The following is a 13,112-nucleotide window of genomic DNA, read 5'->3' on the forward strand; positions in this document are numbered from 1 at the left end:
GGACAACCTGTAAAGGGTTGTCCTTTTTTAGTAGACTAGTGCCTCGATGCCGTCGTAAGCAAATAGTAGGTTTTCGTAAAAATTCAACTTAGGCAACCACCATCCTGACGGTAAAGGTTAGGAATCAATGGAGAGAAGTTATACCTAAATTCCACCTCATTCGACTTGTTTTTTAAGAATTAAGTCTTAATCAATCATTTGATTAATAACCTTTTAAATACTTAAAATACTGACTTACTTTCTCACCAAGTAGAAAAAGAATGTCGGATTTTCAATTTAAATAGCTGATTGGACAACCAAAGGCACGTATACATTTCACCATTCATGTTTTATGAATGTTCTGAAATGTGTTCGGTGCCTTTTTTGTTTGCTTAAGGCTTGGAGAGGAGGAGATATGGGGACGGTTCTTGTGTCCGGTTAGTGGGACACAAGAACCGTCCCCATGAAAACCCCCATGAAAACCCCCATGAAAACCCCCATGAAAACCCCCATGAAAACCCCCATGAAAACCCCCACGAAAACCCATGTAAAAAGTATTTGACAATTCAAAAATAAAAGTTTAATCTAAACTAAATAATGATAAGTGATAATCAATTATCATTATTTGATAAATATATTGAAAAGCAAGTTTAATAGATTAAAGACTATCAAGAAGATAGAGGGGAGTATTCAGATGGAACAAATGGATTTAGTTGTGAGAGGAAAGCTCGTTTTAGAAGATGAAGTGATCAGCGGTGAAGTTGGTGTTAAGGATGGAAAGGTAGCGGTCGTAAATGATACATATGGATCGTTAACTGGAGAAAAAACGTTAGATTTTGGAAACGCTTACGTTTTTCCTGGGATGATTGATACCCACGTGCATTGTTACAGCAATCCTGATGAAGGGATCATAGCAACAAGTAAATCTGCTGCAGCGGGAGGTATCACTACCTTTGTAGACATGCCATATGATTTGCCAAATCCGATCAACAATGTGGATCAATTTCAAAAGAAAGTGAGCACGGTTGAAGAAGAAGCGGTGGTGGACATGTGCCTTTGGGGAACCATTGCCAAAAGGGGCGGTACAGATCAGATTGTTCCTCTTGCAGAAGCTGGAGCAGTCGCATTTAAGATGTCGACATTTGAAACGGATGAATATCGTTTCCCAAGAATTCCTGATTCTGAAATTTTAAAAGCGTTTAATCTCCTTAGGGAAACAGGTCTTAGGGCTGCGTTCCACTCTGAGAATGATGAGCTTGTCGTAGACATGCTAAAAGGATTTCAAGAACAAAATAAAGTGTATCCACGTGCCCACATGGAGTCACGTCCACCGGTAACAGAAACCAGTGCAGCAATCAAACTGATGGAATTTGCTTATTGGACAAAATCAAAACTTCATATCGTTCATGTTAGTCACCCAAGAACGATTGAACTCGTTCGCATGTTTAAAGAGCAAGGCGTCGATGTGACGGCAGAAACTTGTTATACCTATTTACTTCTTGATGTAAACGACTTAGAGAAGTATGGTCCAATTGCAAAAAATAACCCACCTCTAAGGAATCCCGAGGATTCTGAAGGATTATGGAAGTATCTCCAATCAGGAGACATCGAATTGGTAACCTCCGATCATGTCGCTTGGGGACTGGAAAAGAAAATTTCCGGCAAAGATAATATTTTTAAAGCAGCGTCAGGGATGCCTGGTCTTGAAGTGATGGTTCCATTGATGTTTGACAGAGGCGTTTCAAAAGGCCGGCTAACACCTGTTCAATTAGCAAAGGTTCTGGCACAGCATCCGGCAGAAGTCTTCCAAATTCCAAACAAGGGAAAAATTGCGGTTGGCTATGATGCGGATTTCACCGTTATTGATCCTGAACAGACATGGACGATCGATCAAAATGATTTCCATTCGAATTCGAAACTATCTCCATTCCATGGACAAACCGTGAAGGGGAAGGTCATGCAAACCATTGTTCGCGGTGTAACCGTTTATGATGGGGAGGATATTACCGTCCAACCGGGATTCGGAAGTTTTGTTCCGGGCAGTGCTTATAAAAAAGCCTTAGTAGGGAGGATCTAAAGGTTGTCCATAAAAAATTTTACTGAGATGCTGGAATATCTTCTTAACGTAAAGTGGGAGGATATCCAGGATAGTACGATTGAACGGGCAAAATGGATGATTGCGGATACCCTTTTTGCTGCTTGGTACGGCGTACGATCTCCTGAAATTCAAAGGTATATTCAAAATGCTGGTACGACACAACGAGATCCACTAAACACCATCCCAATTGTCGGAACGAACTTTTATACAACCCCATCAAATAGTGCCATGATCCATGGCACTGCAATGGTCTGTAACGAATTAGATGAAGGAAACCAATTTGCAAAAGGTCATCCAGCATCCCATTTGTTTGCTCCCGCCTTCATTGCAGCCATTCAAAATGATGTATCAGGCCGAGATTTCATTCGGGCGTTCATTATTGGGTACGAGGCTGCTGCACGGCTAGCTTATGCAAGCAATATGAATGATGATATGCACCCGCATGGAACTTGGGGTATCATTGGAGGAACAACAGCAGCAGGCTTGCTTCAGCAAAAAGATAATAAGGAAATCATCGAAGCTGTGCTTTTATCTGCTACGTTCCCTTTGGCTACATCATGGGAAGCGGCAGCTACCGGGATGACGGCAAGAAATTTATATACAGGATTAGGAAGCCTGCATGCATGGCAGGCATTGGAATTACAAGCTTATGGGTTTCAAAGCAGTGCTCACGTCATCGATCATGTATGGGGAGAAATCATGTCAAAGGGAATCGATTATGACTTGTTCTTAAAAGATCTATGGTCCCCGCCCCTTCTGGAAAAGAACTACTTTAAATTGTATCCGTCCTGTCGTTTTACCCACTCTGCTATTGATGCTTTAGTAAATTGCATGCTGGAAAATGACATTGATGTTTCGCAAGTTTCGTCTGTTTTAGTAGAAACATATGGTTTGGCAGCCCGTCTTGGTGACCCGGATCCCAAAAATCGTTTGGCGTCGAAGTTTTCCATCCCGTTTGTGCTTTCTGCTTTATTGCATGGGAATACACTCTTTGACAGTGATAAAGAACCAGTTTTCTCGGATCCTTCTATTCGTCGTTTAGCAAAGAGGATCTTGGTTAAAGAGGATCCTGACATGACAGCGATGCTTCCGGATAAGCGGGCAGCAAGGGTAACCCTTAAAATGAGTGATGGCATTCAAGTAAGCTCTTTTGTAAGAGATGCATCAGGTGGATATGACCAGCCACTGCCAAAAAATAGATTAGTAGAAAAGTTTGAAAATATGTTAAATTCTACTGAAAGAGTTGAAAAAGTGGAATTGGTTCTTCAAGCTACAATGCAATTGGATAAGATTCATTTTAAACAGTGGCTGGAGCTGATTATGAATAAAAGTTCGGAGGAATATCGAAGTGAAAAAGTTACAGATTAATATAGAGCGTCTTAAGAAGAATCTCCTTGAATTGGGTTCAATCGCGAATGCCGGGGATAGGGGGTATACAAGGGCAGCTTTTTCATCAGAGGAAAAACAAGCTTTAAACTGGCTTAAAGGAAAACTCTCCGATCTTCCGTTACACGTATCCCAGGACAAACTGGGTAATGTATTCGGAAGATGGGGGGACCTAAAACAGGCTGCTGTAGCGTTCGGCTCCCATCTTGATACCGTTCCTGAGGGCGGCCTGTATGATGGAGCTCTTGGAGTTGTTGTTGGGTTAGAATGTTTACAAACGTTGGTCGAAGAAGGCTACGAGCCTAAAGTACCTCTTGAGTTAACGGCTTTTGTTGGAGAAGAAGCGAATCCGCTGGGCGGAACATTTGGAAGCCGGGCGGTAGCGGGTTTGCTATCCCATTCGGAAGAGTTTGAAAAGAAATTACAGAATTTTGAAATTACATGGAATGACATTCTTTCTGTCAGTAGTACGAGCAATGATTATCGCTGTTTTCTTGAACTGCATATTGAGCAGGGGGCTGTGTTGGAAAACAATCAGAAGGAAATCGGAATTGTAACGGCGATTGCCGGTATTTTAAGATTATTTGTCACTGTCCATGGACGTGCAAGTCACTCTGGAACCACCCCAATGGGTTTAAGAAAAGATGCACTATTGAATGCTTCTCAGCTAGTTCAGGAAGTAAATAAATTAGCTGTAGAAGCAAATAGTGATATTGTGGCTACCGTTGGGGAAATGAAAATCTTTCCTAACCTTGCCAACGTCGTTCCTGGTGAAGCTGAATTAATGCTCGAGATTCGCGGCAGCAAGTGGGATGAAATGAAAGGCATCGAAGAGTCGATCCGAAGATGGTCAGAGGAAAACATTGACGCAGAGATTACGGTATCTGTGGAGAAACATCCAAATTCGTTGTCAACGTCTATCCAGGAAAATATCGAAAAAGCATGCCAAGAGGAAAACGTGTCCTATCAATATATATTAAGTGGAGCGAACCATGATGCGAATTCCTTAACCCATTTAACGGATGTTGGCATGATTTTTGTCCCTAGTAAAGATGGTGTAAGCCATCATCCGGATGAATACACATCATGGGAGGATATCGAAAAAGGGGCAAATGTCATGCTTCAAACCATTGTTTCTTTATCAAAAAATTGATTAAGCTGCTTTTTGCAAGTTTAAAAATTCAACTATAAAGGAAGTGTTAGGATTGGAAACAAAAGGAGTTCAGAACTATGATAGCCGGCTTATGAATGAAGATTTGAAACCGATACCAAAGGGTCAAAGAAAATGGACTTGGTTCAGTTATATGGCCCTTTGGATGGGGATTGTTCATAATATTTTTAACTATTCAGTAGCTGCCTCGCTCATTGTCTTAGGGATGAATATTTGGCAGGCCCTCTTAACGATTTTTGTGGCTAATATCGTTTTAATGGTTCCGTTAGCACTTAATGGACATGCCGGGAGTAAATTTGGTATTTCCTTTCCCATTTATGCACGTTTATCTTTTGGTGTATTTGGCGCCAATGTTCCAGCACTCATTCGCGCATTTGTAGCGATTGGCTGGTTTGGCATCCAATCCTATTTAGGTGCAATGGCCCTGAATGTTTTGATGCTAAAGGTGATTCCTTTTTGGAGTGATTTATCAACGGTCTTCTTCGGGCTGCCAATCAACAGCTGGATTTCCCTTATTGCCTTTTGGATTTTAGAAGCAGTACTTGCCATTCATGGGATGGAAGTCATTCGTCGTTTTGAAAACTGGGCAGGCCCTGTCATTTTAGTTCTGATGTTAGGTCTTGTTTATTGGGCCTATAACATTTTACATGGTGTTGGTCCGATCCTTCATCAACCGAGTAAATTTCATTCAGTCGGTGAATTTTTGCCTGTGTTTTTCCCAGCAGTTATCACAGTTGTCGGTTCCTTCGCCACGATGGCCTTGAACATACCGGACTTCACGAGATTTTCCCGCTCTTCTAAAGATCAAGTAATTGGGCAAATACTTGGTCTGCCAATCACTACCTTTTTCTTTTCTTTAATGAGTGCGTTCATCACCTCTGCGACGGTTATTGCCTATGGAAAAGCCATCTGGGACCCGGTTGAACTTTTTAAACACTTTGACAATACAATTGTATTAGTTATTGGAGCCGCTTGTTTGGCTGCAGCAACGATCTCCGTCAATGTCGCTGCAAACCTGGTTTCACCGATCTACGACTTAATCAACGCTTTTCCAAAGAAGCTTAACTACAAAAGGTCAGCGATCATCAGCATTGTCTTGGCCTTTCTCATCATGCCGTGGAAATTAATGCAATCGCCTGACTCTGTACACCTGCTTTTAAATACGGCCGGGGCATTTTTAGGACCGGCAACAGGGATTGTCATTGCCGACTTCTGGATCATTCGCAAATGTCAGGTGTCCGTTGACGATCTATATAAGGTAGAAGGAATTTATGAATACAAAAAAGGATTTAACATCTATGCGCTCATTACCATGGTAGTAGGAATGATTTTATCATTTGGGGGGAACTTTATTCCTGCCTTAAAGTTTGTATCAGGTTACGGATGGCTGATCGGAATTTTAGTCGGATTCTTTGGGTATTATGCGTTAATGAAGCTCACTGGCACAGGCCCATTGCAAATAGATACCGCCGAATATGAAAAAAATGAAGCACAGAAGTTATAATTTAATCGTGTTATTTTTTGGCTTTGTTATTCCATAATGTTGATATTGTATAAAAATATTTAGAATCATGAGGGGGATATGTTGACTGGCCTTCATCAAGCTTTATGAAGGACAAACTTCATAGCTTGAACCAAGAAGCTGTCCTTCATTGGCTTTATGAAGGACCAAATCGACAGCTTGAACCATTAATTTATCCGTTAAGAATATCAACAATAAACATTTGTAAAAAAATCATTTTGTAAAACAAATAAGTAGAGCCGATGACTTTCGTTTCAGAGGCTGGGTATAAGTTATTTTTTCCAAAATGTAAGAAGGGATGATAGGTTATGTTGCAGACATTAGATCCATTAAACCTGCAGGAAAGATTACTGGAGACATATGATCATGCTCTTGATCATTCTGGGATCAATGGGGACAGGCTGGCAGCAAGACTCGCGGCATTATCATCGATTGGCTTGACGAAAGATGGAGGCTCCTATCGTCTTGGTTTTTCGAAAGAGGAAAAAATGGCCAAGGATTTAGTCAAAGGCTGGATGAAAGAAGCGGGGCTTGCTGTAAGAGAAGATGAAGTTGGAAATGTATTTGGGCTTCTTCGGGGTAAACAAAAGGATGGGTCCGTAGTATTATCCGGTTCCCATGTAGACACTGTCCCAAATGGAGGACATTTCGACGGAACTTTAGGAGTACTTGCCGCATTAGAAGTCGCTGAAGCATGGAAGGAAGTCAACTATCTTCCTGACCAATCATATGAAATCGTTATCTTCTCTGATGAAGAAGGTGCAAGGTTTGGCGGTGGTTTTATTGGCAGTGAAGGGATTACAGGTGATCTTGATATTGGTGATTTAAAACAAAGGAAGGACTTACACGGAATCCCATCTGAAAAGGTTTTTGAATTGTATGGCTTAAACATTGAGAAATTTGGAAAGGCAAAAAGAGATTTAAAGAAAATATCTGCTTTTGTTGAACTCCATATTGAGCAAGGAAAACAACTTGAAAAAGCGAATGTATCAACGGGAATTGTGAATGGGATTGCTGGTCCATGCTGGTTGGAATTCACCTTTTCGGGAGCCTCCGGACATGCGGGTGGTACGCCGATGAATGATCGAAATGATGCATTGGTGGCGGCGGGAGAATTGATTGCAGCGGTCAATCAGCTTCCCCAACAGGTAAGCCCTACTGCGGTTGCAACGATCGGGAAATTGGATGTCTACCCGAATGGGATCAATGTTATTCCGGGACAAGTCATTTTATATGTTGACATTCGTGATATTCACCTGGAAACAAGAGACCGGTTAGTGAATCTAATCATTGAAAAGGCGGAAGCCATTTCGAAAAGCCGACGGATTCATCTATCTTATCAGGAAACATTACGTGTCAAACCGGTCCCCATAAAGCAGGACATGCAACTCAAATTGGAACAATGTGTCAAGGATCATAATATGGAACCAGCCTTCCTGCCAAGCGGAGCAGCCCATGATGCGATGAATTTAGGGCAGTACTTGCCTGTTGCGATGATTTTTGTCCGCAGTAAGGATGGGATCAGTCATAATCCGAAAGAATGGTCCACATTAAATGATTGCGTTAAGTCCATACACGTTTTAAATGACTTTTTAAAAAAATTGCTATCCTCGTAAATCTGTAGAGAAACTATAAATCCAAGGGCCAGGCTTACAAGGGTATTTCTGAATTTTTCAAAATATAGCGCATTTGCGCTTTTTTTTGATAGTAAAAAAATATCCAACAGGAAGGTAAGAAGGGCTTCTAGCAAGAACTAGGGATTGTGAACTTTAAAGTAATTGACGCTGTACTAGCATTGAAATAGAATGAAGGGGGATATATCCCAATAACTGATAATCAATTCTTAATTATTGGAAATTAGGATAAAACTCAGGTGCTTTTTTTTATAAAAATCAAGCAGAAAAAGGGATGAAATAGTGAGTGCGGAGAAAACTTTAGAAATATTAGATTTGTTTACTTTCGAGACTAGGGAATTAAACGTACGGCAGATTGCTGAAATGTTAGAACAGCCGCAAAGTTCCGTTTATCGGCATCTTCGGGTTCTGAAGGAAAAAGGGTATGTGATTGAAAATAATGGGGGCTTTTACAAGTTAGGCTATCGATTTTTGGAGCTTGCTAAAATTGTGAAAACAGACATCAGTATTTCCTCTATTGCTTTTCCAATTATGCAAAAGCTCACGTACGAGACAGAGGAAACTTCTATTCTTACGATTGCTTCGGGACTGCATGCCGTTTGTTTAGAAGTGATTACAACACCTCAACCGATTAAAGTATCTTCTGCCCAAGGGAGAATATCACCCATCTATGCAGGTGCATCTTCTAGGATTCTATTGGCGTATATGCCAAGTACAACTGTAGATGAATTAGTAAACCAGGGCTTATTAAAAGGTTTTACGCCGAATACGATCGTTGATCCAGAGAAACTCAAAGAAAGTCTTGAGGGAACTCGTCAAAGAGGTTATGCTGTTTCAGACTCAGAAGTTGATGAAGGAGTTGTCGCTTATGGGGTTCCCATCCGGGACATGGACAATCAGGTTGTTGCTGCGTTAAGCATCGCAGGACCGAGGGAAAGAATGCTCAAAAAAAATGAACAGAAGCTCATTGACACCCTTCTGTCAGCAACAAATGAAATACAGAAGTATTTGTAGGGAAAGATTATGGAAAGATCATGGGGACGGTTCTTGTGTCCTATAAGTGTGACACAAGAACCGTCCCCATGAACGCCCATGAATGTCATGCCGGAATGAATTGGCTGCGCCCAGTTTTCAAGCATGCGGAGAAATTCAAATCGTTTGATTACAATTTTAGCACCTTAAACAGCAACAGCAACTAGCTCTTTAAAACGGGAATCGTTGTAGTAAACAACTTCAGAAAGAATTTTACAGCATTTCATGTTTTTGCAAGCCTCTCTTGCTTCCTTTTCTGTCTCATATTCATACATTGAAATATTTGAACCTTCATAACAAGTAATAACCCACATGTTAATTTCCTCCTCATTTTTAATGTTTTCCTGCCAACTGATAAACATCTATAACTTGACTAAGTTTACATAAGCTATGTATACCTTAGAGATCATTTCACTTCAATGGAGTCTGCCCTATAGAAGTAATTATTTTTTGCTACTGCCTTATGATAATGCAATAATAGAAATAAATAAAATGCTAAAAAATTATAGTTAGATATAACAAAAAGTTATATGGCGAAACCTGGGGGAAAATGATGGATTATCGCGATTGGGAAATACTAAAGGTACTTCATAGTAAGAAAAACCTTACGAAAGCAGCCAAGCTCTTGTTCATTACCCAGCCTGCATTAACAAATCGTATCAAGCATATGCAGGAAGAATTAGGTGTTCAAATCATAACTCGTGAAAGCAGAGGGGTTCACTTTACGCCGCAGGGAGAGTATCTTGTTCAATGTGCCGATGAAACCCTTGCTCGCTATCATAAAATCATAGAGCATGTTCGGAGTATGAGTAACGACGCAGAAAATGAAGTTACTGGTACGTTGAAATTGGGTGTATCTAAATTTTTTGCTAATTATGAACTACCGCATATTCTGAAATTATTTAAAAGTGAGTATCCTCATGTGGAATTCAAAATTACTACAGGCTGGAGCAAAGATATCGCTCAACTAATACATAATAAGGATGTTCAAATCGGCTTTGTTCGAGGAGATTATAATAATAAAGGTCTAAAGAAACATTTAATGTTTGAAGAAAAGATGTCCGTTGCGTCAAGGGAACCGATTGATATGGTTGATTTGCCTAATCTCCCAAGAATCCACTATACCGGGGATTTCTTATTAAAACAATTAATCGATCATTGGTGGGCTGAAAACTATACACACCGGCCTTATATCAGTATCGAAGTAGACCAAGTAGATACTTGTAAGGAAATGGTTATAAATGGATTAGGTTATGGGATATTGTCCAGCGGTATACTCAAGGATATAGAAGATTTATATAAAATAGATTTAACAGACCAAAAAGGAGATCCGATATTACGCAGAACATGGATGTATTACCATAAAGAATCTTTGGAATGGAATGTGGTAAAGGCCTTTGTAAATTTCGTCGAAAATTATAATTGGAAATAACATGGGGACGGTTCTTGTGTCCCCTTTTGGGATCACAAGAACCGTCCCCATGAATTTAACAAAATGAATCGTTTGAATTTGGGTTTTTTAAACCAAAAAGCGGACGGATAAATAATGCACAGTAGGTGCCAAGGATTGCCATAATCATCCATACCCAACCGTGTAAGCTGAAGGATGCGATTCCACTGAAATAGGCACCGATGTTGCAGCCAAATGCAAGGCGGGATCCGTAGCCCATAAGAAGACCGCCGATCAGGGCTGCACCTGCAATCCCCGGCTTAATTTTTTTCGGTTTAAAGTTCCCCTGGAATGCTGCGGCAATAAATGCTCCCAGAATAATTCCAAAGTTTAATACACTAGTAGAATCAGCTAAGACTGTATTTTTCAAAGCCGCTCCGTTTGGTCCGGTAAAATAATTCCAGGTTGAGACATCAAAGCCTGTGGCCATCAGGAATTTTCCTCCCCAAAGGGCAAAAGCGGAAGTAATCCCCCATGGGTTTCCTCTGACCGTTAAAACAAGCGCGTTCAGCACGGCTAAAATGATCGCAGCAGTAAACATTGGCCAAGAACCGCGAAAAACTTTCTTCCAGCCAGTTGTGGTCGGAAGTGGTTTCATCATTGGCGGTTTCTTCTTTTTGGCAATCTGAAGAGTGATCCAATAAATGACAGCAAAGGCGATCATCTGGATGACCCACGCACCAAAATAGCCCAGCCCTGTTGATTGCGCCAAAGAAATCGGCGGGAGGGATGGAGTGTCGTTCAACCAGAACTGTAAGTGATACGCTCCAAGGGTAGAACCGGCAATAAAGGCAATGATCGTGATGATCATCGAAGACGAACCGCCTCCAAGCTGATAAAGGGTGCCTGAAGCACAGCCGTTTCCGAGCTGCATTCCGATTCCAAACAGAAACGCACCAAAGATGACGCTGACGCCGACGGGAGAAACATAACCGGCAGGCTTGATTCCCGTAAAGCTGAAGCCAGTGCCTAAAATAATCGCAAATAATGTGGAAGCAATCGCCAGCATCAGCAAATGTGCCTGAATGGATTGCACATTTCCAACCGACATGAGTCGGCGAAAAGCAGATGTAAACCCAAAACGGGCATATAATAAAGTCAACCCCAACATTAACCCAATAATAAACAAGGTTCCTTGAGTCCAATTAGCCTTCGAAACGATTGCTAATAAAAGACTAATGGCAACTAGGATCCCTATCACCGCTAACGGTTTTTGCATGGGATTCAGTTTTGCTATAACGGTAGTGGTTGGCCGTTTTTGTTGTGTTGGTATATTCAAAGCTGTTTGTGCCAATTTTATTTCCTCCTTACCATAGTAGATTAATCGGAATTAATGGTATTATACTCCCAATAGAAAACTATGACAAGGGGACGGTTCTTGTGTCCCCTTTTGAGACACAAGAACCGTCCCTATATGTTTCCTTATATTTCTAGTTAATTAACTTAATAGATTCATATACTATTAATAGTAAAGAAATCGGAAATCCGGTTTTAAGTTCGTAATCATTTGGAGAGGGAGCTATACATGCAAAATAACGGCCGTTGTTATAGTAAGAAAGTCTCTTTAAAAATATCTTTTCTCTATATTCTACTTAGTATTATTTGGATCTATTCAACCGATTGGATTTTATCAGTGTCTGATGAACTTCATATTGTTTGGGTAAGTACGTTAAAAGCCTTTCTTTTTGTGACTGTAACGGCATTTTTTCTATATAAACTAATTCAACGAAATATCCAAAATATCGAAGAACGGAAGCAGCTATTAGACAGCCTTATCGAAAATAATATGGATGCCATTATTCATTTGGACTTAAAAGGTCAGCTCGTCTCTGTTAATGAGGCAGCCGAGAGGATAACAGGATATCGTTCAGAAGAGTTAACAAAGAAAACTTTTAAAGAACTCGTTTGCGAAGAGGATTGGGATAAAGTTCAAGAGTACTTTTTAGAAAAAGAAAAAGGAAAGTCTTTATTGGTAGAGTCCAGATTTAGGGTCAAAAGTGACCATTGTATTTTGGTGAGTATGAAGAGTGTGCCGATCATCATTGAAGGTAAAATGATAGGTTATTTCGTTATTGTCCGCGACATTACAGAATTAAAAGATAAAGAGGAACTTATAAGGAAATCGGAAAAGCTTTCGATTGTAGGGGAACTGGCCGCTGCTGTCGCACATGAAATTCGTAACCCGTTAACATCGATAAAAGGCTTTCTCCAATTGCTTAATTATAAAGCTGAAGCAGATGAAGATAAACAGTATTATCAAATTATGTTATCAGAAATTGACCGGATCAATTTGATTGTCAGTGAATTTATGATCCTTTCGAAGCCGCAGGCGGTTACCTATCAAAGTGAAAATATAACATCTATATTAACCGATGTCATCACGTTGCTTGAGACACTGGCCATTGTTAAAAATATAGAGGTCACAAAAGCACTTGAACCGGATATGATTGTCAAATGTGAAAGAAACCAAATGAAACAGGTATTTATCAATATTTTTAAAAATGCCATAGAAGCTGTTTCGAATAACGGAAAAATTGATATTACTGTAACAAAGTCGAAAGAAGACCGCGTATGTATTCGTTTTACCGATAATGGCAGCGGGATTCCAGCGGACTTACTATCAAGGTTAGGTGAGCCCTTTTATACCACAAAAGAAAAAGGAACCGGTTTGGGCCTAATGGTCAGTCATAAAATTATCGAAGAGCATCGGGGAAACATCAATATTAAAAGTGAAATGAACAAAGGCACCACCGTTGATATTATCCTTCCAGTATCATAAGTGCAGGGGGGTGCATGGGGACGGTTCTTGTGTCCCTTTTTGGGACACAAGAACCGTCCCC

Annotated in this window: 10 protein-coding genes; 8 read left to right on the top strand and 2 right to left on the bottom strand. The window is 40.4% G+C overall.

Going from position 1 to position 13,112, the window contains the following annotated elements:
* Window positions 1-673 precede the first annotated feature (673 nt).
* From JN080_RS04415 to JN080_RS04440, 6 genes are all read left to right on the top strand, one after another.
* Window positions 674-2,056: a dihydroorotase gene (locus tag JN080_RS04415; RefSeq protein ID WP_256234709.1), complete on the top strand. Its 1,383-nt coding sequence runs from the start codon at window positions 674-676 to the stop codon at window positions 2,054-2,056.
* Between the two features lie 3 nt (window positions 2,057-2,059).
* The gene (locus JN080_RS04420) at window positions 2,060-3,445 is read left to right on the top strand and encodes an MmgE/PrpD family protein (protein WP_256234710.1); all 1,386 of its coding nucleotides are present in this window, start codon (window positions 2,060-2,062) and stop codon (window positions 3,443-3,445) included.
* Window positions 3,426-4,616, top strand: a complete 1,191-nt coding sequence (locus JN080_RS04425; protein ID WP_256234711.1) for a M20 family metallo-hydrolase — start codon at window positions 3,426-3,428, stop codon at window positions 4,614-4,616. The genes JN080_RS04420 and JN080_RS04425 overlap by 20 nt, the downstream gene beginning before the upstream one ends.
* 52 nt (window positions 4,617-4,668) lie before the next feature.
* On the top strand, window positions 4,669-6,138 hold the full coding sequence (locus JN080_RS04430; protein ID WP_256234712.1) for an NCS1 family nucleobase:cation symporter-1: 1,470 nt from the start codon (window positions 4,669-4,671) through the stop codon (window positions 6,136-6,138).
* 326 nt (window positions 6,139-6,464) lie between these two features.
* The gene (locus JN080_RS04435) at window positions 6,465-7,772 is read left to right on the top strand and encodes a Zn-dependent hydrolase (RefSeq protein WP_256234713.1); all 1,308 of its coding nucleotides are present in this window, start codon (window positions 6,465-6,467) and stop codon (window positions 7,770-7,772) included.
* A gap of 300 nt (window positions 7,773-8,072) precedes the next feature.
* Complete coding sequence (locus JN080_RS04440) at window positions 8,073-8,804, top strand: IclR family transcriptional regulator (protein ID WP_256234714.1); 732 nt, start codon at window positions 8,073-8,075, stop codon at window positions 8,802-8,804.
* A 164-nt stretch (window positions 8,805-8,968) separates the two neighbouring features.
* Here JN080_RS04440 and JN080_RS04445 read toward each other — a convergent pair whose 3' ends face one another.
* Window positions 8,969-9,136, bottom strand: coding sequence for a hypothetical protein (locus JN080_RS04445; RefSeq protein WP_256234715.1), 168 nt, complete (start codon window positions 9,134-9,136; stop codon window positions 8,969-8,971).
* A gap of 239 nt (window positions 9,137-9,375) precedes the next feature.
* On the opposite strand from JN080_RS04445, the gene JN080_RS04450 reads away from it, so the two are divergent.
* Entirely contained in the window at window positions 9,376-10,254 is an 879-nt protein-coding gene (locus JN080_RS04450; protein ID WP_256234716.1) for a LysR family transcriptional regulator, read from the top strand.
* A gap of 55 nt (window positions 10,255-10,309) precedes the next feature.
* Here JN080_RS04450 and JN080_RS04455 read toward each other — a convergent pair whose 3' ends face one another.
* Entirely contained in the window at window positions 10,310-11,491 is a 1,182-nt protein-coding gene (locus tag JN080_RS04455; protein WP_309144658.1) for a YeeE/YedE family protein, read from the bottom strand.
* A 306-nt stretch (window positions 11,492-11,797) separates the two neighbouring features.
* Between JN080_RS04455 and JN080_RS04460 the strand changes: the two genes are divergently transcribed.
* Entirely contained in the window at window positions 11,798-13,051 is a 1,254-nt protein-coding gene (locus tag JN080_RS04460; protein ID WP_256234718.1) for an ATP-binding protein, read from the top strand.
* Window positions 13,052-13,112 lie beyond the last annotated feature (61 nt).

The sequence above is a fragment of the Bacillus sp. EB600 genome (assembly GCF_024494385.1).
Taxonomy (GTDB): domain Bacteria; phylum Bacillota; class Bacilli; order Bacillales; family Cytobacillaceae; genus JAEVLT01.

Excerpts from the sequence above, each read along its gene's own strand:
- JN080_RS04415 (WP_256234709.1), top strand. The coding sequence starts at position 674 with ATGGAACAAATGGATTTAGTTGTGAGAGGAAAGCTCGTTTTAGAAGAT.
- JN080_RS04435 (WP_256234713.1), top strand. The coding sequence starts at position 6,465 with ATGTTGCAGACATTAGATCCATTAAACCTGCAGGAAAGATTACTGGAG.
- JN080_RS04445 (WP_256234715.1), bottom strand. The coding sequence starts at position 9,136 with ATGTGGGTTATTACTTGTTATGAAGGTTCAAATATTTCAATGTATGAA.
- JN080_RS04450 (WP_256234716.1), top strand. The coding sequence starts at position 9,376 with ATGGATTATCGCGATTGGGAAATACTAAAGGTACTTCATAGTAAGAAA.
- JN080_RS04455 (WP_309144658.1), bottom strand. The coding sequence starts at position 11,491 with ATGCAAAAACCGTTAGCGGTGATAGGGATCCTAGTTGCCATTAGTCTT.
- JN080_RS04460 (WP_256234718.1), top strand. The coding sequence starts at position 11,798 with ATGCAAAATAACGGCCGTTGTTATAGTAAGAAAGTCTCTTTAAAAATA.